This window comes from Wolbachia endosymbiont (group A) of Clivina fossor (genome assembly GCF_964026865.1).
Taxonomy (GTDB): domain Bacteria; phylum Pseudomonadota; class Alphaproteobacteria; order Rickettsiales; family Anaplasmataceae; genus Wolbachia.
Window position 1 is genome coordinate 1,547,856 of record NZ_OZ034707.1, and the last position, 22,620, is coordinate 1,570,475.

General features: G+C 34.3%; 21 protein-coding genes and 1 pseudogene. 5 read left to right on the forward strand and 17 right to left on the reverse strand.

The window, feature by feature from the left end; translation table 11 throughout:
* Nucleotides 1-184: 184 nt before the first annotated feature.
* From AAGD99_RS07755 to AAGD99_RS07775, 5 genes are all read left to right on the forward strand, one after another.
* Nucleotides 185-2,320 (forward strand): ankyrin repeat domain-containing protein, encoded by a 2,136-nt coding sequence (locus AAGD99_RS07755; protein WP_341823064.1) that lies wholly within the window; start codon nt 185-187, stop codon nt 2,318-2,320.
* Between the two features lie 102 nt (nt 2,321-2,422).
* The gene (locus AAGD99_RS07760; RefSeq protein ID WP_341823065.1) at nt 2,423-3,676 is read left to right on the forward strand and encodes an ankyrin repeat domain-containing protein; all 1,254 of its coding nucleotides are present in this window, start codon (nt 2,423-2,425) and stop codon (nt 3,674-3,676) included.
* 536 nt (nt 3,677-4,212) lie between these two features.
* Nucleotides 4,213-5,793 carry an ankyrin repeat domain-containing protein gene (locus tag AAGD99_RS07765; protein WP_341823066.1) on the forward strand — a complete coding sequence of 527 codons (1,581 nt, stop codon included), beginning with the start codon at nt 4,213-4,215 and terminating at the stop codon, nt 5,791-5,793.
* A 61-nt stretch (nt 5,794-5,854) separates the two neighbouring features.
* Entirely contained in the window at nt 5,855-8,239 is a 2,385-nt protein-coding gene (locus AAGD99_RS07770) for an ankyrin repeat domain-containing protein (RefSeq protein WP_341823067.1), read from the forward strand.
* A gap of 144 nt (nt 8,240-8,383) precedes the next feature.
* Nucleotides 8,384-10,384 carry an ankyrin repeat domain-containing protein gene (locus AAGD99_RS07775; RefSeq protein ID WP_341823068.1) on the forward strand — a complete coding sequence of 667 codons (2,001 nt, stop codon included), beginning with the start codon at nt 8,384-8,386 and terminating at the stop codon, nt 10,382-10,384.
* Nucleotides 10,385-10,663: 279 nt separating this feature from the next.
* Here the strand turns inward: AAGD99_RS07775 and AAGD99_RS07780 are convergent.
* The 17 genes and pseudogenes from AAGD99_RS07780 to AAGD99_RS07860 form a co-directional block, all read right to left on the reverse strand.
* Nucleotides 10,664-11,895 (reverse strand): annotated as a pseudogene (locus AAGD99_RS07780) (IS256 family transposase).
* A gap of 231 nt (nt 11,896-12,126) precedes the next feature.
* Nucleotides 12,127-12,252: a hypothetical protein gene (locus AAGD99_RS07785; protein WP_341823069.1), complete on the reverse strand. Its 126-nt coding sequence runs from the start codon at nt 12,250-12,252 to the stop codon at nt 12,127-12,129.
* A 131-nt stretch (nt 12,253-12,383) separates the two neighbouring features.
* Nucleotides 12,384-13,859, reverse strand: coding sequence for a recombinase family protein (locus AAGD99_RS07790; protein WP_341823070.1), 1,476 nt, complete (start codon nt 13,857-13,859; stop codon nt 12,384-12,386).
* Between the two features lie 2 nt (nt 13,860-13,861).
* On the reverse strand, nt 13,862-14,293 hold the full coding sequence (locus AAGD99_RS07795; protein WP_341823071.1) for a DUF2924 domain-containing protein: 432 nt from the start codon (nt 14,291-14,293) through the stop codon (nt 13,862-13,864).
* 4 nt (nt 14,294-14,297) lie between these two features.
* Entirely contained in the window at nt 14,298-14,789 is a 492-nt protein-coding gene (locus AAGD99_RS07800) for an ankyrin repeat domain-containing protein (protein ID WP_341823072.1), read from the reverse strand.
* Nucleotides 14,790-14,820: 31 nt separating this feature from the next.
* A complete protein-coding gene (locus tag AAGD99_RS07805; protein WP_341823073.1) occupies nt 14,821-15,540 on the reverse strand; it encodes an ankyrin repeat domain-containing protein in 720 nt (239 codons plus the stop codon).
* Nucleotides 15,541-15,707: 167 nt separating this feature from the next.
* Nucleotides 15,708-16,868, reverse strand: coding sequence for a phage tail protein (locus AAGD99_RS07810; RefSeq protein ID WP_341823074.1), 1,161 nt, complete (start codon nt 16,866-16,868; stop codon nt 15,708-15,710).
* Nucleotides 16,868-17,662: a baseplate J/gp47 family protein gene (locus AAGD99_RS07815; protein ID WP_341823075.1), complete on the reverse strand. Its 795-nt coding sequence runs from the start codon at nt 17,660-17,662 to the stop codon at nt 16,868-16,870. The genes AAGD99_RS07810 and AAGD99_RS07815 overlap by 1 nt, the downstream gene beginning before the upstream one ends.
* 2 nt (nt 17,663-17,664) lie before the next feature.
* Entirely contained in the window at nt 17,665-18,000 is a 336-nt protein-coding gene (locus AAGD99_RS07820) for a GPW/gp25 family protein (RefSeq protein ID WP_265030304.1), read from the reverse strand.
* Nucleotides 18,001-18,007: 7 nt separating this feature from the next.
* Nucleotides 18,008-19,099, reverse strand: a complete 1,092-nt coding sequence (locus AAGD99_RS07825; RefSeq protein WP_341823076.1) for a YhcG family protein — start codon at nt 19,097-19,099, stop codon at nt 18,008-18,010.
* Nucleotides 19,083-19,337: a PAAR domain-containing protein gene (locus AAGD99_RS07830; protein ID WP_063630987.1), complete on the reverse strand. Its 255-nt coding sequence runs from the start codon at nt 19,335-19,337 to the stop codon at nt 19,083-19,085. Before AAGD99_RS07830 ends, AAGD99_RS07825 begins: the two co-directional genes overlap by 17 nt.
* Nucleotides 19,337-19,801 (reverse strand): phage baseplate assembly protein V, encoded by a 465-nt coding sequence (locus tag AAGD99_RS07835; RefSeq protein WP_265029741.1) that lies wholly within the window; start codon nt 19,799-19,801, stop codon nt 19,337-19,339. Before AAGD99_RS07835 ends, AAGD99_RS07830 begins: the two co-directional genes overlap by 1 nt.
* The gene (locus tag AAGD99_RS07840; protein ID WP_341823077.1) at nt 19,788-20,270 is read right to left on the reverse strand and encodes a hypothetical protein; all 483 of its coding nucleotides are present in this window, start codon (nt 20,268-20,270) and stop codon (nt 19,788-19,790) included. Before AAGD99_RS07840 ends, AAGD99_RS07835 begins: the two co-directional genes overlap by 14 nt.
* Nucleotides 20,267-20,785 carry a phage tail protein gene (locus AAGD99_RS07845; protein ID WP_341823078.1) on the reverse strand — a complete coding sequence of 173 codons (519 nt, stop codon included), beginning with the start codon at nt 20,783-20,785 and terminating at the stop codon, nt 20,267-20,269. The genes AAGD99_RS07840 and AAGD99_RS07845 overlap by 4 nt, the downstream gene beginning before the upstream one ends.
* Nucleotides 20,778-21,095: a hypothetical protein gene (locus AAGD99_RS07850; RefSeq protein WP_265029738.1), complete on the reverse strand. Its 318-nt coding sequence runs from the start codon at nt 21,093-21,095 to the stop codon at nt 20,778-20,780. The genes AAGD99_RS07845 and AAGD99_RS07850 overlap by 8 nt, the downstream gene beginning before the upstream one ends.
* A gap of 96 nt (nt 21,096-21,191) precedes the next feature.
* The gene (locus AAGD99_RS07855) at nt 21,192-22,196 is read right to left on the reverse strand and encodes a major capsid protein (RefSeq protein WP_341823079.1); all 1,005 of its coding nucleotides are present in this window, start codon (nt 22,194-22,196) and stop codon (nt 21,192-21,194) included.
* Nucleotides 22,197-22,233: 37 nt separating this feature from the next.
* A complete protein-coding gene (locus AAGD99_RS07860) occupies nt 22,234-22,602 on the reverse strand; it encodes a head decoration protein (protein ID WP_341823080.1) in 369 nt (122 codons plus the stop codon).
* Between the last annotated feature and the right edge of the window lie 18 nt (nt 22,603-22,620).

The following is a 22,620-nucleotide window of genomic DNA, read 5'->3' on the forward strand; positions in this document are numbered from 1 at the left end:
TCTTCTTTATAGTAATCCAGCATAACGCAGAATTGGCCTACTTTTGCCACATATGGCATATGGACTGCTGATCTTCTATGAAAGCTCAAACATTGCAAAATAATAAAAATATTATGTTGCAATTAGCTTGACTCATGTTATATATTATATACAATATATTATTTATCTATACTAGGAGGGGAGTATGGTTAAGATTAAAGAGCTTGTAGGACATATTGTAGAACCTATCAGCGAGCAAAATAAACAAATTAATGGGCAAGAGCAAGAAAGTATTAATCAAGAGTATTTTGAAACAGATGAACCATTTGATGATGGATATGAGCTCATTAAAGAAGAATATCTGTTACAAGTTTCATGTAATGATCGGTTAGAAACCTTAAGGACTCTAGGATATTCAAAGAGTGAAATAGATGAAATATGTAATCAGGGTGATTCTTGGTGGACTCAAACAGTCATTTCGCCATTTGAAAGTTATAATATGGTGCCACCATCTTTGATGGATAGTCGAGATTCATTACGTAAACAAGTGTGTGTTTGGTTTGTTCAAGAGTACGATCTTACGGACAGTCAAAAGAAGTTAAACATAGAACTACTAAGTATTTTAAAATACCTAGACTGGTATGAAGATAATATTTTTGATTATGATAATGGTAGTGCTAATGTACTTGAAGGATTTTTAAAAAGTAATGAAAATAATCCAAATCTAAAAGTCATTCTTGATCTTAAAAGGGGAGAATCTGGGGTAACGGTATTGCATGCGGTTTCAGGAGCTCGTACAAGGGAAGCGATTCGTGATCGGGTAGATCGAACTATAGATTTACTTTTGAAAGCAGGAGCAGATCCTAACGCAAAGAATACTGAAGGAGAAACACCTTTGCACTATGCTGCTGCTATTGGTAATAGTAAAGGTGTAAGCTCACTACTTCGGGGAGGTGCTAATCCAAGTATATGTGATAGACAAGGAAAAACTCCACAACAGGTTGCAGTCGGAGGTGGTTTCTACAATATGGTAGAGCTCCTTTTAACTGAAAAACAAAAGGAACTTAGTAAAGAGTTATATAGCGTGCTTGCCATGCTATTAAATGATGTGATATTCAATAACGCACAATTAAGTGAAGGTTTGCGTGTGAATTCAAATGACTCAAAATACTTTACTGACAACCTGAGAAAGTTTTTAAATAAATACAAGAATGACCCAGACCTAAAAGTGGCTTTGAGTATTGGAAAAGTAGACAGTTTAAAAGCAGTAGAATGTGTAAAATATGTTTATTGGCATAATCAAACTGTCGGTGTAGAAGCAATGAACTTACTTTTGGAAGCAGGGTTACCATGTCATCGTGTAAATCCTTGCACACAAGAGCAATGTTCTAGTTCTTTCTTGAAAAACTTAACACCAGACCAAGAGAGGAAGTTAAATAAATTTTTGAATAGAGTATCTGAAGCTCAAGATATGGACGAACTAGAAAAAGTTGTAGATGAGGCCATCAGGTCTGGAGTGCGACTAGGTTTTAACAAAGACTTTTCTCCACAGGACCTTGGTCTACGTGATTGGTATAATTTTGCAGATTATGTGATAAAAAGAATTGGCGAGTTAAAAAAGAATCCTAAAACTGCAAGTAATATAATATGTAAATTGATTTCAAAGGGAGCAATTTTGTATAATAGAAACAGTATGGATATAATTAACGAACTGGAATTAGAATTTAAAGATCATAGAACTAATATGGGGGAAATTTATGCAAGTTATATGAATAATGCTCATAAATTTATTAAAGCTGCAAAAAGAGCGACCAATGGTAGGCTAAATGATGTAAGAATAGATAACACTACTTTTTACTTAGAATATTCAGAAGATAGCACAATAAATGTTGCGATGGTCACAAATGAAGCAAAAAATTTGGTACTAAACCAGAGAAACATACAATCTAGAAAAGATATAATAAAGATCGGCAAAAGTGAGGCGAAAATTATAACGGAAAAAGGTATAAGAAATTACACAGACCTTGCAGATGGTAGTGATATAGTGTTAACTTTCCCTACCAGTCAGGGAGAATTAGAAGTTAGATTATATCCTGATAAGCAAAATGAAGGTCGAATAAGGGTAGAAGTAAATAATCAAGATCTGCTAGAGCAATTAAAAAATTGTGGAGAAAAACTAGGTGAGAATTGTTTACTTGGTGGGTATTCAGTTTATAATGCTATTGAACATGGGTATTTTGAAAGGTCTGAAAAACCTAGTCAATCCCCTAGTACATCTAAAACTTTGGCAGAGAAAGTACAAGAATCGAGGAGAAATCAACATGAGAGCATCAGCTTATAATAAATTTTATGTGCAAAAAATGGAGCAAAAGATATTGGTATGGTATTTTTGTTATCTCGAAAGATTTTATTTTAGTAGTAGTATAATATTTTAGGAGGGTTTATGCATAATGCCGTAGAACAAAATAACCTTAGCGAGGTTAAAGAGCTTGTTAGAAATGGGGCAGATATTAATGTTAGGGATATTAATGGCAATAAGCCTATACATCTTGCTGCTCAGCTTGGTCGTAACAATATTATAGAGTTTCTCCTAAGCAAAGGAGTAAGCGTTGATGAGGTTAACAATAATGATACAACACCACTACACTGTGCTGCTAGGTTTGGTCAGTTAGGTACTATAAAGTTTCTTATAAGTAAAGGAGCTAACATTAATTTTAAGGATAGAATTGGTGGCAAAAAACCTATACATAGTGCTATCATTGGAGGTCATAAAAATGTTGTGGAGTTCTTATTAAGCAAGGGAGAGAGTGTTAATGATGCTGATGAAATTGGTAGGACCACATTACACTATGCTGCATCCGAGAATAAATTAGAAGTGGCAAAATTTCTAATTGATAAAGGTGCTAATATTTATGCTAATGATACTTGTGGTCAAAAGCCTATACATCTTGCTGCTTACGCAGGGCACATAAATATTATAGATTTGTTCTTAAGTAAGGGAGTAAGCATTGAAAATACCGATAAAAATGGTTTAACCCCACTACACTATGCTGCCCAGTTCGGTCACTTAAGGCTTGCGGAATTTCTAATTAATAAAGGGGCTAATATTCATGCTAAAACCATTAAGGGTCAAAAGCCTATACACCTTGCTGCTCACGGAGGGTACAAAACTGCTAATGCTGCTAATATTATAAAGTGCTTCTTAAGTAGAGGAGTAAATGTTAATGATACTAATACAAATGGTTTGACTCCGCTACATTATGCTGCCAAACATGCTAAATTGGAGGCTGTAAAACTGCTAATTGATGAAGGGGCTGATATTCATGCTAAAACTGTTGGTGGTCAAAAGCCTATACATCTTGCCGCTCGCGGAGGAGGACGCACAACCCCTAATGTTATAGAGCTATTCTTGAACAAAGGAATAAGCATTAATGAAATTGATGCAAATGGTTTAACTCCGCTACACTATACTGCTGGTGTTGATGGGTATTTTAAAGAAATCACTGCAAAGTTTCTAATTAATAGAGGTGCCAATACTCAAGTTAAAGATAATAATGGCAAAACACCTTTAGATCTTGCTAGAGAAACTGGACGTATGGGAGTTGCAAGTATGTTAAGTACTACAAAAGTGACGGATGTATCATTACACCAGCACTCTGCATCAAGTAAATTTCTCAGTAGAGGTAGATTATTTTGAGAAGGATAACGGGAGAAAAGCTTTATCTATTTAAAGTAGAAAATTATCATAAGTTTTATATTAATTTTAAATTAATTAGTATTAAAAATTTAAGTAATCTAGCTATTTTCAACAACCAAAACCAGCTAGCGTGAGAAGAAGTTTTTCTGGAATGCGTTGGTCTACCATGTGATCTATACGAACTTTTTAATATAATAATTTCACTATATCTTAAAATCAGCTATATTGGCTTACTTTTGCTAAATTTACATATGAAGTAATCTGCTTAAGCTTATAGAAATAATTCCACACCTTTATTTTTACAATCCTATTTTACGCAACGTGTTCTCACAAATATACGATCCTTTTTGAAGGAGTAAATAATTGAAATCCTTATGACACTAAGTTGAAGTATTTTTCTATCAAATTCGAAATAAAAGATATTTTTCTATACCTATGTACAACAAATTTGCAGTTTCGAGAAACATATAAAACTCTTGCTGATCATATCAAGTATGTAATAATCAAAGCATAGGTTTTTAAAGTGAGGTAAAATTATGTGTTCTAATCAGTTGAAAGAACAAGATTTTTATGCAACATGCACCATACCAATTTATCAAGTTGGTGTGAGTGTGAGAACTACGCTGTCATATTTAGCTACTCTCAGTAGTTACTTAAAAATAGATGAACATCATGTACAAGAAAGTAATAGTAATACTGAGTTACATTGTGCTGCTTTTCATGGTAACTTAGAAGTAGTTCAAGCTCTGTTAGAAAAAGGAGCTAGTGTTGAAGAACGAAATAGCGAAGGCTGTACTGCTCTTCATTGTGCTACTGAAGGTGGTTGCTTAGCAGTAGTTAAGTACTTTATAAATGAAAAAAGAATCAATGTTAACCAAAAGAACGATGATAATGATACTCCTTTACATATAGCTGCTGAAGATGGCCACTTAGAGGTAGTTCGATTTCTGTTAGAAAAAGGAGCTAGTGTTGAGGAACCAGGTAACGAAGGGCGTACTGCTTTGCATTATGCTGCTAGAGAAGGTCACTTAAGAATAGTTCAATTTCTGTTAGAAAAAGGGGCTGATGTTGATGCACGAGACAACCAAGGTTCCACTGCTTTGCATTATGCTGCTGAAGGTGGTTGCTTAGCAGTAGTTAAGTACTTTATAGACGAAAAAGGAATCGACGTTAATCAAGAGAACGATGATAATGAAACTCCTTTGCATATTGCTGTTAGAGAGGACCGCTTAGAAGTAGTTCGATTTCTATTAGAAAAAGGAGCCGTTTCTGAGGCAAAAGAAAATGATGACTTAACTGCTTTGCATTATACTGCCGCAAATGGTCACTCAGAAGTAGTTCAAGCTCTATTGGATAAAATGGATAATACTGACATACTAAAGAAGAGTTTCAAATATGTCTTGCATATTGCTGCTCGAGAGGGTTACTTAGAAATAGTACAAGCTCTACTAGACAAAGGTGCTGATATTGAGGTACAAAACAAGGATGGCGATACTGCTTTGAATGAAGCTGCTGGACGTGGTCATTTGGAAATAGTTCAATGTCTGTTAGAAAAGGGTGCTAGTTTTGAAGCACGAAATAACGAAGGCTGTACTGCTTTGCATATTGCTGCTGAGATAGGTCACTTAAAAGTAGTTCAAGTTCTATCAGACAAAGGGGCTAATGTTGAAGCAAAAAGCAAAAATGGCAGTACTGCGTTGCATGAAGCTGCTAGAATGGGTCGCTCAGACATAGTTCAATATCTTGTAGAGGAAAAAAAGGCTACTATTGACGTAAAGGACGTTGATTGTAATACTCCTTTGGATTTAGCTGATAGAGGCAGCCACAAAAATATAGTTGAGTATCTTAATTTTCAAGAAAAGAAGCATTCTGAAACTTCACAAGCAATAAAGATTGGTTTCTCTGTAGGTGTAATAGCCATGTTGACAGTAACCATTGGATGTATTGTTACTCATGTAAGTTTATCAATATTAGTTATTGTTGCATTGATAGTTGGAGCCATTGCTGGTGGCATTACATATGCAGTATTAAAGCCTAGTACTAAGCTCAATCAATATGAAGTAGAGAGACAAAGTTTACCAGAAACCGATAACACCTTAAGAGTGAATGTTGCATAGATCTTGTTTTTATGTCAGGTATATAATAATAATACATAAGATTTTAAACTGAGGTAGAGTTATGAGCTTTGATAAGTTGGAAGAAATACTAGCTTCTATTGATACTAATGTTGGTTCAAATGAAAGTAATGTGGTTGGAAAAATAGAAGAGAAGTTAAAACAAGTAGGTACATCTGGCCTGTTACAGCTTGCTGTTTTGAAAAACAATAAACGAATAGTAGAGACTCTTATACAAAAAGGGGCTGATGTTAATGCAGTGGATATATATAATCATGATCCATTATATTATGCCATCTCGCAAGGAAACACAAGAATGGTAGAGGTCCTGATAAAAAGCGGCGCAAATGTTAAGAAGAAATATAATGATGGAAGTACTCCCTTGCATCATGCTATTTTGAATCACAAAACAAAAATAGTGGAACACCTAATAAACAATGGGGCCGATGTTAATGCATTAGATAAAAAAGGAAAAACTCCATTATACTTGGCTGGCCGAGATACAAAAATGATCTCGATTCTTATGAAAAATGGAGCATGTCCTTTACTGGAAAACAGAAATGTTGAATTTTTGAAGTATTTTATTACAGTCATTAAAGATGGTCGTATAGAGTATTCGGAAGAGGGAGAGGCAAAACAGAAAGAAGAGCAAGTGGATGATGAGTATGAGTTACTTAAACACTCATTGCTGCTTAGTGATAACGGCCCTTTGACCTCTATTATAAAAATGGAAGAATTCAATAATTTAATATCTGACAGCGCATCTGACTTAAAAGATGGCCAAGAAAACTTGAATAAAGCATTGTTAAATCTTCTAAAAGACTTTCCATTTTGTAACATTACAAGATTTGAGAATTTTTTACAAGATAACAAAAGTAATGATGATCTAAAGGTTGTTCTCAATCTTCAAAGAGGAAAGTCTAAGCTGACAATACTGCATGTAATACAAAGTATGGAGCATTTGGCAGTAGAAAAAGGTATGACCTGTGGAGCATTTATAACTTTACTTTTAAAAGCTGGAGCTGATCCTAATATAGTTGACAGTGAAGGGCAAACACCTTTGCACTATGCTGCTTATTATAATACTTTAAATATACCTTTGCTTCTGAACAAAGGAGCACGTAATCAACCTGACAAACAAGGAAAAACTCCTTTAGATATTGTAATTATTAACAAAAAACCTTTTGAAGTGAATATTTTAGAACAAATCTTTTTAACTCAGGAGCAAATCAGGGCAAAAAGTCATTTAGAAGATATTTGCAGTCATAGCCTTGACACTAATCAACTGAGAAAGTTTTTAAATCAGCACAAAGAAAATAAAGGTCTTAAAGAGATTTTGAATCTTCGTGATTGTGAAGGAAAGTCTCAAGTTTTTCAAAAGATTAGAGAGGCTTGTTATGGTGATAAAATTCGTTTTAAAGAAGCAGAAAGATTGCTATTAGAAGCAGGAGCGATTGATTACAAAGGATGGAAGGACAAAGAATATTTGCCTAAAACCTCTGCTTTATGGGACATTTTAATATTCAATCAACAAGAGGAATTGAAAACTTTTTCAGATATGGCCAATGCAACCAAAAGCATGAACGAATTAGAGCAAGTTGTAAAAAGAGCTATCGAAGCAGGAGTAAGGTTAAATTTTGCTATACCAGGAAATTTGTATGATAAGGAATATGAGAGTAAATATGGCTTTGCAGATTGTGTAATAAGAAAAATTAGTGAATTAAAAAAGAACTCCAAAGTTGCAAGTGATGTAGAGGTTGCTAGTCGTATAGCATGTCACTTAGTATCAAAAGGAGTAGTATTACATACTATAAGCAGTATGCTTGTCATTGATGAACTGAAAGAGTTTAAAAGCCACAAAGCTAATATGAAACAAGCCTTCATAGATTATAATGATCATGCTAAAAAATTAATAGAGATTGCCAAAAATGCAACAGATGGTAGGATAAAAGATGCAAAAATAGATAATTCTACTCTCTATTTGGAATATTCAGAAGACAGCATAATATGTATTGCAAAGATAACGGATAAAGCAAGAGATCTAGTACTAAATCAAGGAGAAATAGGATATAGAAGAGATATAATAAAGATCGGTAAAAGTGCAGTAGAGATTATAACAGAAGATGGTGTAAGGGATTACACAGACCTTGCAGATGGTAGTGATATAGTACTAACTTTTCATACCAGTTTGGGGGAATTAGAAGTAAGATTATATCCTGATAAGCAAGATCTAATAAAGGTAGAAGTAAAAGATCAAGAAAAATGGAAAAAATTAAAGAATTTTGAAGAAGAAATAGGAGAAAATTGTTTACTTGGTGGATATTCAGTACATGATGCGATTGAACAAGGATATTTTGAAAAACAGGAAACACTATACCAACCTTCTGAAAAAATTACCTTACCTAAGGTAAACAAAGTGAAGCTAGCTCAGACCTGCAGTTGTAGGTAACTTTTTGACCTGCTCGAAAGATCTTATATTACTTACCATAAAAGCTTAACAAAAGCTTAATCATATGAGTAGTAAAAAGATTATGGTTATTGACTTAATGTTACATATCGCATATAATGTACTATGTATCTTAGAGGGGTAAATATGGGTGAGTCTACTGGGATAGTAAAATCTATCATCAATCAACTAAAACCAAAATCCAAACCAGAACTATCTGATATTGAATATGAGTCCATTATAGAACATCTATCATCTAAAGAGCATTTATTAAATGAATTGATGAATGATATGTGGTACTCAGGGGATTTACCATCAGTTAGAAATTATAATGAACCATCATCTTTAATGGATAGCAAACTTGGACTAAGCGAGCAGATTTGTGTTTGGTCTGCTCTTGAGCATAATCTTACTCCAAGTCAAAAAAAGTTAGATAGAAAGTTACTCAATGCCCTAAAATGTTTAGCTTCTAACTGTGGTTCATTTGATAATACTGAACCTCTTGAAGAATTTTTACATGATAATAAAAACAATAAAGATTTAAAAGTAATTCTTAACCTAAGAAGAGGAGAATCTGAATCAACAGTATTGCATGCAATTGCAGGAGCAAATATTGGTGAATTTCGTCGTACAGGAGATCAGGCTATAGATTTACTTTTAGGTGCAGGTGCAGATCCTGATATACAAGATAACAAAGGAAAAACACCACTATACCTTGCTGCTGCCATAGGTCATTACGATAATGCAAACTCTCTTCTTTTGAAAGGAGCTAAACCTAATATAACAAGTAGAAAGGGTAAAACTCCACAACGAATAGCAACTAATAACCTCTGCTATGATATTGAAGAATTATTTTTAACTGATAAACAGAAAAAGATGAATAAGGAATTGTATGACTTACTTGTACTCGATTCAGACTGCACTAAAAATTTAAAGGAGTTTTTAAGTAAGCATAAAAGAGATTCAGACTTAAAAGTGGTGCTAAATATTCGGCAAGGAATGGGTGAATCAAAAGTATTTTCATATGTTAACCGTTTTGCTTGGGACAATGAAGATTTTGCTCAAGAATTAAAAAAAATGTTTCTAGAAGCAGGAGCATTAGATTATGATATAAATATCAGTTATCGTCAGCAAAAGAAAGGACAGGCCAGTACATTACTCGTCAATTTGACTTCAAATCAGAAGGAACAGTTAAATAGGTTTTATGATAAGGTGTTTCAAGCTCAAAACATGGCTGAACTTGAAGAGATTGTAAATGATGCTATCAAGTTTGGTATACGTTTAAATTATTCTTCTTCACAAGATTTTTTTTCAGGTAATGAATACACTTTTACCGATTATGTGATGAAAAGAATCAGTGAGTTGGAAAAAAATCCTAAAGTTGCTAGTAGTATAATATGTCAATTAGTATCAAAAGGAGCAGTGTTTGGTAATACAGTTGACGCTAATATGATTAACATACTGACATCAGAATTTAAAGAGCATAAAGCTAACATGAAAAAAGCTTATAGAGATTATATTAGCAATGCTCATAAGTTTATTGAAGTCGCAAAAAGTGCAACCAATAGTGAGCTGAAAGATGCAAGAGTAGATAACTCAGTTTTTTACTTAGAATATTCTAAAGATAGTAAAATAGATATTACAAAGATAACAGATGGGACAAGGGGTTTGGGTTTAACCCATGGAGATGTAAAATGTGGAAGAAATATAGTAAAGATTGGTAATAGTGAAGTAGAAATTAAAACCGAAAACGGCAAAAGGAATTACACAGATCTTATAGAAGGCAGCGATATAGTATTAACTTTCTATACTAGTTTGGGAGAATTAAAGGTTAGATTATATCCTGATGAGGCAAATAAAAATTGGATAAAAGTAGAGGTGAGTGAAGAAGGCCTACTTCTACTCGATGAAATAGACAGTTATAATCAAGCAATAGAAGATTGTAATGAAGGAATAGAAAATTGTGAAGAAATAGGGCAAAATTGCTTATTGGGAGGTTTATCGGTTATTGAAGCTATAGATCGAGGTGTTTTTGCTAGATCCGGTGGATTAATGCGTCCTGAAGTAATAAGCGAGTCTAATAACAAATGGACAGAACGTGAAGAGTTAAGAAGGACTTCTGATCCTAGGAGAGAAGTTTCTAGGTAGATTAATTTGCTAAAAAAGGGGAGTGTTAAATAAACCATACGCGTCAAGTTAAGGAAATATCGTGAAATATAGCAACATTTGAGATGGGCATTTTATTTGTTACATTTATTTTTTTAGGGAGTTCTTATCTAGAAGAAGATGATTTTTTCAGAAGAATCTATAAATTAATAACTTTATTACTTAATATATAAAATAGTTTTTTTTCGTTTCCTTTCTTCCTTATACCACTTTTCCTTAACTTGACGCGTATGGTTAAATAAACTGTGTCAAACCGAATTTTCAGCTCAACTCAATTTTCAATCTACCAGGAAAGAAAATGTCGAGCTGGGACATAGTTAATGCCCAATCACGTACAGGCACCGTCCACTTTTCTTCCACCTTTTTTATAGCACAATATACCAGCTTGTACAAGGCATTTATGCTGGTAAATGAGCCTTTGGTCTTGGTGAATTTCCTAATTTGCCTGTGTAATCCCTCTATGGGGTTAGTGGTGTAAATCACTCTCCTCACTGGATCAGAATATTTGAAATAACTAGACAAATTTTCCCAGTTATTCTGCCACGATTTTATAACCATAGGGCCCATTTTTCATCTAGTTCTAGTAGATAATTCTCAGCAATTTCCTTGCTTGGTGCTTGATATACCTTCTTCAAATCACTTAAAAAGCTCTTTGTATCTTTGCTAGCCACATACTTCAATGAATTGCGTATCTGATGCACTATACATAATTGTACTTCTGTATTAGGAAAGACGCTGTTTATAGCTGTAGGAAAGCTTTTGAGACCATCTACACAAGCTATCAGAATATCCTCTACTCCTCTTTCTTTAAGATCGTTTAGCACTCCCAACCAAAAATTAGCTCCCTCACTTTCAGCTAAATAAAAGCCTAGTACTTCTTTTCTGCCATTCTGATCTATCCCTAATATATTATACATGCACTTGCTTACACAGCGTCCATCCTCTTTTACTTTAAAGAACATTCCATCCATAAAAACTATCGGATACACTGCCTGTAAAGGACGACTACGCCATTCGTTGATAACTGGCAATAATTTATCAGTAATACTGGATATTTCAGCAACCGATATCTTATTGTCATAAATTTCTTCGACGTGTGACATTATGTCTCTATATCCCATACCGCTAGCAAACATGCTCAAGATCTTTGTTTCAAGTTCAGAATGCAGGCTTGTTTGTCTTTTTTTGACTATTTGTGGCTCAAAACTTCCTTCTCTATCTCTTGGTGTTAGCAGTTCGAATGATCCGGAACTTGTTCGTAAAGTCTTTGAGTTTTTGCCGTTTCTGCGATTGTTTTCTTCGTTCCTATTATTTGATAGATGGCTCTCCATTTCACCTTCTAAACTTGCCTCTAGCAGCTTCTTTATCAATGGTGTTAGCGCTCCATCTCTTCCGGTAAGTGGCCTACCTTCTCGTATAGATGACAGGATATTTGACTCTAACTCTTGATAATTTACTAACCCAACATAGTTATTTGCTATTTTTTCACTCATGTGTAAAACCTCCGTTTTTATATTAACTAAAATACATCATTTCTTGGTTTGACACAGTTTATTTAACACTCCCTAAAAAGTTGGGGATTATTATTTAAATATAAACTACTATAATTTATAGATTAAGGAGTTCGTACCAATGTCTATGATCTTCTAAGAATACTCTTTTATATTGTTTTTAAGCTGGCTACAAAATGAGGATATGGAACATACAATTGGCTGAGCTGCCTTTTATACTCCAGGTTTAGTATTAAAATATGCAGCTAAAATTGGATCATTTTCTACCATTGTTGCACCTAATATGCTAAAATCTTCATCACTTGTATTGATATTTTTACATAATTGATTTTGTAACATTTATTTGCTCTTCTATATCGATTTCAACATCTTTTTGTGTGGCCCTTTGTAGTAGCTCCTTTTGCAATAACCTTTTTTAATTTTCTGGCACATACTTTTTTCGATGTTTTTTCATGTTGTTTTTATAAACGTTACGACGCTGAGCCGTAAAACTTCTCTAATTGTTCACTCCATAACATTGGTATTTCTCTTAAATCCACTAACCTCAAACTCCTTGGCTGTCTCCCATTTACTATGTCTTCCTTAATCTTTGGAGCTAAATAATTTAATCTTAAAATTTGTTGTATACGTCTTGTACCTATACTAATTTTGGCACTCAGCTCCTTCACACTTCCATATTTTCCCTCTTCTAGTTGCCGTTTCCAGGAATGGGCTCTTACCACTGCTTTCAGTAGCGCATTATTTGTTTTACCTTCTGGCTCTACTACTGTGCATTTGTTTTCTTTCTTTTTTATTGGTATAAATTTTTCCTCTGATTCAGAATGCACCTCTATTCCATCCTCTCTCACCATTACTCCCTTTATTAACTTTTTCACTACTTCTTTCTGTTCTCTGAAACTTAAATTTTTCCATTCTTCTCCCCATTTTTCATATAAATCTTCTGCTCTCTTCATTACTTCTTTTTCTACTTCTCCAGCTACTATAGTTCTGTTTATTGATTCACAACCTTTTCCTCTTAAATGATTATTACATATATAATATCGATACCTTTTATTCTCTTTTTTTGAGTACGTTAGTGTCATATTTACATCACAGCTCTTGCACTTAATTATTCCCCTAAGTAGCGCTTCCTCATATTTTGCTTTTCTATATGGTTGATTCATTATCAATTCTTGTGCTTTTTGCCATTTTTCTTCTTCTATTATCGCTTCATGCTTTCCTTCATACTGTTTGTCATAATGTCTTATCTTTCCCATATATATTGGATTTGTTATTATTCTTCTCACCGTTGCTTTTTTAAAGATATCTGATTTTGTTCTATAACCTTCTCTATTTAACTCCCTTGCCAATTCTGCCATTGATTTTAGCTCCAAATATCTTTCAAATATATGCTTCACTGTCCTTGCTTCTTTTTCATTTATTATTAATTCTTTATCTTTTACATCATATCCAAGCGGCAAAGTTCCTCCCATCCATAATCCTTGCTCTTTTGATGTTGCTATTTTATTTTTTACTCTCTCTACTATCATTTCTCTTTCTAGCTGTGCTGCTCCTGATAACACTGTTTGTACGAACTTTCCCATTGGCGTATTATTATCAAATATCTGCGTTACTGCTACAAAATTTACTCTATGTCTTCTAAAAAATGATGTTACTTCGATGCTGTCTTTTGTTTCTCTTGATAGTCTGTCTAGTGTGTACACTACTACACAATCTACTTCTCCTTTTTTTACATCTTCAAATAATTCCTTTATCGATGGTCTTTCTAAGTTTTTCCCTGAATATCCACCATCATCGTACCTTTTGGCCAATACTACCCAGCCCTCTCTGCTCTTTATGTACTTTTCACATGCTACTCGCTGTGCATCAAGACTATTAAACTTTTGTTCTAGACCATCTTCATTTGATTTTCTTGTATATATCGCGCATCTTACTTCTTTTAGCATTTTCAACTTCCATTTTTATCACGCATTCCAAATAATAAAGGTCCGTTGTAACTCATTCCCATTATTTTCCCTGCTACTGCTGACAATGATGTATAAAACTCTTCTCGATAGATTAAACTTTTATCTGTTACCATCACCGCATGCGTCTCTTTCCCTCTCTCTAATATTAGCTCTGTTCCTGCTACTGGAAGTTTGTCACTACTTATTCTTTTTCCCTTCTTTAGCCGATCTGCCAGATACTCTAGTCTTTTTGTTCCCTTTCTTGACATTTCTCCATACGCTTTTTCCTGCATTCTATAAGCTAATCTCGGTATCAGATATTTCTTTGAGTATCTAGGCGCTTCTTCTCCATATACCTTCTTCCATATTTTTCTCAGCTCATCCAAAGGTTTTCTCTCTAAATTCATTACTTTCTTTTCTGTTTCTCTTTCCATATTTTCAGCCTCTCATAGAAGGTTCTATTTGTTCAAATAACTTTTCAATTCTGTCCGTTTCTTTCTTCAATACTTCAGTTACTTCTTTACTATTTTTTGCATAATCTATTGCTGTCATCCCACATTCATCCTCTTGTTCTATTTCTCCTCCAGCTTTTACCAGCTCCTCCACTATTTCTTTTTCACCTACCATGCACGCAAGGTGTAGAGGTATGCATTTATTTCCATATTCCTCAGCATTTACGTCTGCTCCTGATTTTATCAATTCCCTTACGGTTTCTAGACGTTTCTCCGTTACCGCTAGGTGCAGTGCTGTGTATCCTTCTATATCTTTAGCATTCACATTCGCTCCTTTTTCGACTAATAACTCTACTGTTTTTACCTCTACTGCATAATGTAGAGCTGTTCTTCCATTCTCGTCTCTTGCATAAATATTTTTATATGAGTTCTCTAATAATTCTTTTGCTGACTTATTAAATTTGCCAAACTTTAACATAATTTACCTCACCTTTTTTTTGACCCTTTTTTTAAGCTTTCCTTCTCACCACCTCATCTATCATTTCGTTTACTTGGCTCATTATCTCGCTTGCTAAATTTTTACATTCTTCCTTTATTAGTGACTTATCTTTCTTCCTTATTTCTCCTATCTCTATTATTTTTAGCTCCGGTAAATAACTCCCATTCAACATGTCTGCTATTTCTCCCACTAGCCTCTCTATTCCATAGCACGTCAGTTCTCTACTTTTTGTTACTCCTCCTTTTTCTCTCAAAAATTTACTTGCCTTTTCACTCTCTTTGCTATCACATAGACGATACTTTTCACTTTCCCAGATGTAATACATTGGCGTTGCTCCGTACTTATTCAGTTGATTAACTTCAGCTCCAGCCTTTACCAGCTCTTTTATTATTTCAACTCCTGCTCCTCCTATTTTGCACGCAGAGTGCAGTGGTGTACATCCGGTAATATATTGAGTGGCATTTACTTCTGCTCCTTCTCTTAGCAGTACTTTTACATTTTCTAAACTTTTCGCAAATACTGCACAGTGTAGTGGTGTATAACCATTTTTATCTCTTGCATTTACCTCTGCCCCTTTTTTTATTAATAATCTCACTGTTTTGTAATCGGAGATTTCTACTGCTTGGTGCAAGATCGTCTCTCCTTCTTCATTTCTTTTATTAATATCGTTATTTGATACTTCCTTAAAAAACTTACTAAAAGATTCTCTCTTTTCTTTGCTAAACTTCATACTTACCTCACAAAATTAGCTTTTCTAGCGCCAGACAAATTTCTTATATTTACCTGCTGCTATTCAAGTCATGTCCTTTTTAGCATAAGAAAGCAAGTCCTTTTCTTTTTATTTCATACACTTTAACCTATTATTAATATAATATATGAGGATCTAAATATAAGTATTTAACTTATTATACATATTGCTTGACTATTTTTCCAACTTCTGTACAAATGTCGATGTTCGTGCCACTTTAGTACTCCCGGGTAAAATACTAAAATGTAATTTTCTAATTCGTGTATTGAGTCTTTTTGCTCTGAATCTAAATCGTTTTCATACTTAATATTGTGTTCTGCTAAACCATATTTTGTAATCTTCTGATCAGTATAGTTTTCTATTTTGTAGTGGTGAGTAACGCTAAATCTTTCTAAAATTGGCTTGTGTTTTAAATTCCAATGCTGCCCTGAAAGTTTATCGCTTCCCAATACAAATTTATTCCCTCTTTCCTCTACACTACTTACTGGAAAACATGCATTTATTTCTCCTAAGCTCCAACTGTCCGATAATATAACTTGCGCTTTCGCAAACTTTATTTCTGGTAATAAGCTCTGTGGTAGTGGATATAGTGCTTTTAAGTTGTACCACTGATGACTTCTTTCATAGATGCCTTTGTAATCCTTTGTGTGAGGCTCTGTTTCTCCAAGTACTGCTACATCTAACCGGTATATGTCATTACTAAATGCTTGCTCATAATGGTTGCGTAGATAACTCTCTATAACCTTAATTGATGTACCACTAAACCTAAAAAAATTTACTCTTCCAAACGATAATACTGGTCCATCCTTTTCAACCTTTATACCTGAGTAATCCGATAACAAATTTCCAAAAAAACTTTCATCTAAAATAAACCTATCAACGTTGTAGTGGTCATTAAAAATCCTCATTAGCCGCGATCTTGCTGGTAATGATAGTTTTGCCAGTTCTACTACTGCATCTACAAAAAAATCATTTGGGACATCTTTTATTCCTATCTGCAGCTCAAAGAAGTGCTTGCCAGGTGGTTCTTCGATAATTGTAATATCTTCTATATTTGCCCATTTTAGTGCTATTTTTAGTGATGCTGGAGTTCCTCTCAGTCTTTGAAATTTTACTCCTTCTACTATGGCTTTTCTTTTATCTTTTACCCAGCGTAATATCTCTTCTAAACCATATTCTTCTATTATCCACGACAATGTTTCTTCTTCCAATCTAAATTTAAATCCTCTAATACAGCTTGGATCAACCTTATAATCTGTTGCATCTACTAGCGCTTTTTCCTGTTTTGTTGCATTTGGTGGTAATAGCATTACTCAATCTTTAATTTTCGCAAATTTGCACACTCGTTCCCTAGTATCACAATATCCTCTTTTGGCTCGATTAATTCTACGTTTTCCACTCCTTCCACAAACAAATTCGCTATTATCCATGATCTTGTAACGTTCCATCCCAGCCTTCTATTTGCTTCAAACTTCTTAATGAACTGTTTCTTGATTTCCTCCTTTGATATTATAGGATTTATACTCATTCTGCTGTGAATATCTATTTCCATAATATTGCAGCCAATTACTGTTACTGTATCGGTTAAAACCCTTATATCATCTCTAGTAACCTGCTTTTTTACAATTTCAAGTAGTTCTTCTGACACTATGCCAGTTATGGATAATTTTGTTGATAAAATCGAGATCTGTACTTTCCCTGGTATAGGTGATTCTACTAACGCATCCTTTACTCTACTATCTGCTGACAGTGCATGATATCGATAGTGTTCTTTGCTTCCACACGTGCTTGAGCCCACTATTTTTGCTTTAATTCTTTTTCTAAATCGTTCATCATCATCTTCTTTTTGTCTCTCCACTCCATAAAACTCAGCTAAATTATCAAGATCTTCTCCCATTGCAAACTTCAGTACATTACTTTTTACTGCCTCATTTATTCTTTGTCTTAGTAACAATTCCCTCCATGCTGCTACCTCAAGAATCTTTATCGCTGGATCACTTTCAACTAATGCTGAAAAGGTTTCATCTCTACGGACTAACTCTTCCTTCATTCTTAAAAATATTTCCTCGAAATTTGGCTTTTCTACAATATTTAGCTGCTGCATCTTTAAACTACAATTTCATCAAAATGAATGTTTTTCCCGCTTGGTAAGTATAATCCTTCTAGGTCAAGCGTTACTTTTCCTTCTTTCACCTCTGTCATTTTTACTTTTTCTAGCTTAAATCTCTTCTCAAATTTCCCCAGTGCTTCTGCTGTTGCTGCATAGATTTCCAAAGTTAAATCCCTATTTATTGGCTTATCTACTAATTCAAATAGTCTTGAACCATAATCTCTTCTCATTATTCTACTGTTAATAGGAGTGGTCAGTATATCAATTATTGATTGCTTTAAATGTTCTATTCCCTCTAATTCTTTACCTGTTTTAGCGTCCGTTCCTTTCATATATTTTTCATGGCTCTGACTTAATACTTGCATGTTTTTCACGTGCTATAGAAATAGCCTTCCTCAACTTCTTTTCAAGAATTTCTTTAGAAGGAAGCTGTGTTAAATACTGTGCAACATGAATATTAGAGCCTTCGAGTTCAAGATATTCTATATCCTCTTGATCCTTATCAGCACATAAAATAATCCCTAACGGTTTTTCTTCACCTGCTTTTCGTTCATTTTTATCTAACCAATTTAAATACCATTCCATCTGTCCTTTATAAGCTGGTTCAAAGCGACCTATTTTTAGTTCTATTGCTATAAGGCGCTTTAATCCTCTGTGAAAAAATAGCAGGTCCAAATACCTGTCAGTTGTTTTAGTACTCATCCTTTTTTGACGTGTTACAAAACAAAAATCATTTCCAAATTCTTGTAAAAACTTTGTCAATTCATCCAAGATTGTATTTTCTAGATCAGTCTCACTATAACTTGATGGCAATTCCATGAAGCTAAGGAAGTATGGGTCATGAAAAATGAATTCTGGTGCTAACATATTTTCTTCACGTAAATTTTTTATACTCCTTCTTATGAAATCTTCAGGTTTTTTTGCTAGTGCTGTACGTTCATACAACATAGTATCGATTTTACTACGTAGTGCCCTAACACTCCACCTTTCAATACGACACATTTCTATATAATAATTACGCTTCAGCTCATCAGAAATTGCAATAATTTCTACAAAATGTGACCAACTCAATTGTTGTGACAGTGTCGCGACAATTTCTTGATCAGGAAAGAATTTAGAAAATTGCACCATACGAAATAATGACGCTCTATCAAACCCACGTCCATATTTAATCTGAAGTTCTTTTGCAAGCTGAGTGATGACCTGCTTCCCATAATCTGCACGTTTGTGCTTTAGGATATCTTGGTCAATTCTGGAGCCAATTTGCCAGTTTAGCAATACTAGAGTAGAGTTGAATTGAACAGAAAGATGATTCTTTGCTCTATCTATTAAATTACTAACGTCTCCTAATAGGCTAGTAGTTATATCCATGTTCATAACCTTACTTTTTGTAAGTATAACAGATGGTTTATTTTTATCCTGAAAAAACATTATTACTACCACTCATTACTTTAGAACCACAAGATATTGAATCTCCAACTCTTCCTATACCATACCCATTTGTAAACACTGTTTTTGACCCTTCAGTTAATACTCTACTTTCTGTAAAATTATCTCCTTTTCGGCAAACTGGTTTACCATTCACAAAAACATTATTACTGCCGCTAATGCAAAAATGTGGTGTTGCTTCTGCACAATGATCTCCTACTCGCACAACCGATTTATTCATCAATTAAGGTTTATTTTATCTGCCTTCAATTTTATTCCACTTTTTGTCATTTCTATACTTGATTCCCCAGCTTTCAGTGTTATTTTGTCTACTACTTCAATCTCTAAATGATGTTTATCTTTATCGTATGACAACTTTGTTCCATCTTGAAATTTTATACTATTTATTTCTTTTTTATTCTCTGGTGCAGGGTATTTTTCCTGATATATTCCAGCTAGTACTACTCCTAATGATAACTCTCCCAATGGTGACAATATTACTACCTGTTCATTTATGCTTGGTGGTAACCAGCTTCTTTCCTCTCCTGCTCTAGAAGTTATCCATGGAAGAAAATCTGTTAAAAGTTCTCCTATCTTCACTCTTACTTTTGCTTTTTCATAATCTATTTCTTTAATGATCCCGATACGAACAATGTTGGCCATTTTCCTCTGTAGTTCCGAAATTGCAAAATTATTTTCTAACATTTATTTCACCGATTTCTATTTTGTGTGACCTAAATTTTCCTTCTTCCCAAATAGATCGCCCTACGTGTATTGTATGCACCCACTCAATCAACCACACTAAATACGCATCTAACTCTGGCCTAAATCCGTCAATTTCCGCAGAGATAAATTCTCCTGGTGAAACATTTTTCACGTTCCAAGTATTTTTATTTACTACTCTTGCTACTTCTGCTGCTAATGACCTTACAACTAACGAGGAATACTCGACTGTTCCATCAACTACAATTCTCGCTTCAAATCTTGCTTTCAGCGCTAATTCCTCTGTTCCAGGATCTTTTCCCGATTCTAAACTCACAAGCTCTACAAATAACGCTGGCGCTACTAATTCTTTTCTTATCGATGGATAAATTTCACATGTCTGTATAGCCGGTATTTCTTCCTTTAACTTAGTACAAATTGCTTGATGTAAATCTGTCCAGAACTTTGTCATATCTTTAAAATATAGTTTAGCTCATGCTTAAAGTATTTCTCAAACACTCTCTCACTCTCATAATCAACAAGGTCTTTTATTATTCTTGAGCCTTCAGGTTCCAGTGGTAGTTTTACTTCCTTTATTGGCAATGCTGCTCTTCCTTCACGTTTAAAAATACCGCTATTTCCTTTTGGCATAACTGCTGCAAATCCTCCTATAAACTCATGCTTTCCTACTTTCGATCCTCTTCTTGTTTTTTGTATTTTGCCAATTGTCGATGCTCTAATGTCATAGAGATTTGCTCTAATTAACACTTCTAATCTGCTAGTTTTCGCCTTAAAAATTCTTAATCTCTTTCTTATCAAACTTAATTTTATCTTCTTTTCCTCACTGATTTCCTTAGCTGCTTGCGCTTTTAACCATAGTGCTGTTCTATTTAGTGCTTTTATAGCTGCCAGTTTTATTTTCTGCTCTTTTCTTTCAATATTGGAGATTATTTCATTAATATTGTTACTAATTTTAATATCAAACACTTTCTATTGCCTCAATTTTCCATATTTCACTCGAAGAATCTTTTAACGGTGGTTCAAAAATCTTGTAGAACCTTTTTTCAATCTTGATATAATCGCCTATGCTAAAGGAAGTAACGTCCTGATCACGTATTTCTATAGAAGCAATTTGCTGAGTTAATGCTCCATCTGCACCTAAAGAGTACGTAGTGTCAGGACGTTTAATTAGCACTTTTATTTTACGAATACCCTCCTTATTTTTATTACAGTATGTGGCTTCCACTCCTAAATGCTTAAAACAATCCTCCAATAATCGCTTAATATTCTCTTGCATATTTCTTTTTGATATACTAACCTTTACATGCTAAGAAAGCGCATACCGGTAGAGTCGTTCTGTGCCTCACCACCTTGTAGTTACTCTACCAGTATGTTATGCTATAGCGACTTTTACTAATACGCCAGGTCTATGGCACATTGGCAATGGATTTGACTGCGTATGTAAATCTGTTCCTCTATCAAATCTTCTTGGCTCTTGTTTTGCATATAGTGGTTGTCCTAGTGTGTTTACCGTTTCATTAAAATCTGCTGGTGCAAAATATGTTGTAAATGTGCTTGCTGTTCCTACTGGAAAACAGTGCCCTGTATCTTTCTCAATAAATCTTCTCACAGTTCCTTCAGGGTCAGTTGCTTGCCCTCTATATTCTTCAAATGTTATTCCACAGAATGTAAATCCTGATCTCATATCATTTCGAAGTGCTGCTCCTTCTTGCCATCTCTCGTATGCTTCTTTTACTTTAGCATGAGAAGTGAGTGCATCAAAAAACTCAGGACTTACCAGCGCATGAATCCCAGTCATATATTCACCACTTAAGTTGTCCTCAACATGGCGCAATACTTCCAGACACTTGCGTTTTACATCTGTTGTTGCTGTTCCCAGTGCAAAATTTACTACTTTTGGTGTTATTTCAAATTCGTTGTACAGATTTAATAACTCTGACCCATCAGCATCTAAAATTATTCCTTTGAGCGCTCCCATTCGCAAATGCTCTAATGTTATTGCATGTTTGTTTCTCATTAGCTGCAAATGATCAGTTATTACATCTGCCAGCGCTTTCAGTTCACTTTCTGATCCAAATGCCCTTATTCCTTGTACTTCCTCTGGTAACACTACATCATCATGTGGAATATGTGGAATCGTAAATGTTCTTACCTTTCTTTTTCCTCTTTTTCCTACTGTTGCTGGTGCTCCGGGTAACTGCGTTGGTAATAAACTTAATACTCCATTTTGCTCTTCTATGGTAATATGTCTAAATCTTACTGACCTACTTGGAAATAAATTTAAATTTTCAACACGTCCATAATTTATCGGCAATATATTCATCGCATTTGTTAGTGCTGTCATGCTAAATGCTGTATTTGTAAATGGATTTTGCATTCTTTCTTTTCCCCCTTATATATGTTTTAATAGTTTTTTAAACTCCCTTGCGGATAATGATCCCTTGTGCTTCAAGTTGCTTTATTGCTGCAGCTTTCTGCTCTTCAGTGATATTTGCTGGCCATACAACTGCATGATCTGCTAGCATTGCACCGCGAGCAATAATTACTCCTTTACTATTTTCCTTTGCGTTTACATCGCTTGCTATCACTCCTATCGCCGTTTGTGTCCCATCTGTGGCAGTTGGATTGATTATCCTAATCATGTTGTCTTTATCACGACTAATAACTGTTCCTAGCTTCAGATTTTGCCCCTTGGCTACTGTTATCTGATCTCTTGAATATAGACTTGATGCCTCATACTTTAATAAGTCACCTAGATTATTTTGTTCGGTTATACATGTCATATTTCCTTTTCTCCTTTT

Excerpts from the sequence above, each read along its gene's own strand:
- AAGD99_RS07755 (WP_341823064.1), top strand. The coding sequence starts at position 185 with ATGGTTAAGATTAAAGAGCTTGTAGGACATATTGTAGAACCTATCAGC.
- AAGD99_RS07760 (WP_341823065.1), top strand. The coding sequence starts at position 2,423 with ATGCATAATGCCGTAGAACAAAATAACCTTAGCGAGGTTAAAGAGCTT.
- AAGD99_RS07765 (WP_341823066.1), top strand. The coding sequence starts at position 4,213 with ATGTGTTCTAATCAGTTGAAAGAACAAGATTTTTATGCAACATGCACC.
- AAGD99_RS07770 (WP_341823067.1), top strand. The coding sequence starts at position 5,855 with ATGAGCTTTGATAAGTTGGAAGAAATACTAGCTTCTATTGATACTAAT.
- AAGD99_RS07775 (WP_341823068.1), top strand. The coding sequence starts at position 8,384 with ATGGGTGAGTCTACTGGGATAGTAAAATCTATCATCAATCAACTAAAA.
- AAGD99_RS07785 (WP_341823069.1), bottom strand. The coding sequence starts at position 12,252 with ATGTTACAAAATCAATTATGTAAAAATATCAATACAAGTGATGAAGAT.
- AAGD99_RS07790 (WP_341823070.1), bottom strand. The coding sequence starts at position 13,859 with ATGCTAAAAGAAGTAAGATGCGCGATATATACAAGAAAATCAAATGAA.
- AAGD99_RS07795 (WP_341823071.1), bottom strand. The coding sequence starts at position 14,293 with ATGGAAAGAGAAACAGAAAAGAAAGTAATGAATTTAGAGAGAAAACCT.
- AAGD99_RS07800 (WP_341823072.1), bottom strand. The coding sequence starts at position 14,789 with ATGTTAAAGTTTGGCAAATTTAATAAGTCAGCAAAAGAATTATTAGAG.
- AAGD99_RS07805 (WP_341823073.1), bottom strand. The coding sequence starts at position 15,540 with ATGAAGTTTAGCAAAGAAAAGAGAGAATCTTTTAGTAAGTTTTTTAAG.
- AAGD99_RS07810 (WP_341823074.1), bottom strand. The coding sequence starts at position 16,868 with ATGCTATTACCACCAAATGCAACAAAACAGGAAAAAGCGCTAGTAGAT.
- AAGD99_RS07815 (WP_341823075.1), bottom strand. The coding sequence starts at position 17,662 with ATGCAGCAGCTAAATATTGTAGAAAAGCCAAATTTCGAGGAAATATTT.
- AAGD99_RS07820 (WP_265030304.1), bottom strand. The coding sequence starts at position 18,000 with ATGAAAGGAACGGACGCTAAAACAGGTAAAGAATTAGAGGGAATAGAA.
- AAGD99_RS07825 (WP_341823076.1), bottom strand. The coding sequence starts at position 19,099 with ATGTTTTTTCAGGATAAAAATAAACCATCTGTTATACTTACAAAAAGT.
- AAGD99_RS07830 (WP_063630987.1), bottom strand. The coding sequence starts at position 19,337 with ATGAATAAATCGGTTGTGCGAGTAGGAGATCATTGTGCAGAAGCAACA.
- AAGD99_RS07835 (WP_265029741.1), bottom strand. The coding sequence starts at position 19,801 with ATGTTAGAAAATAATTTTGCAATTTCGGAACTACAGAGGAAAATGGCC.
- AAGD99_RS07840 (WP_341823077.1), bottom strand. The coding sequence starts at position 20,270 with ATGACAAAGTTCTGGACAGATTTACATCAAGCAATTTGTACTAAGTTA.
- AAGD99_RS07850 (WP_265029738.1), bottom strand. The coding sequence starts at position 21,095 with ATGCAAGAGAATATTAAGCGATTATTGGAGGATTGTTTTAAGCATTTA.
- AAGD99_RS07855 (WP_341823079.1), bottom strand. The coding sequence starts at position 22,196 with ATGCAAAATCCATTTACAAATACAGCATTTAGCATGACAGCACTAACA.
- AAGD99_RS07860 (WP_341823080.1), bottom strand. The coding sequence starts at position 22,602 with ATGACATGTATAACCGAACAAAATAATCTAGGTGACTTATTAAAGTAT.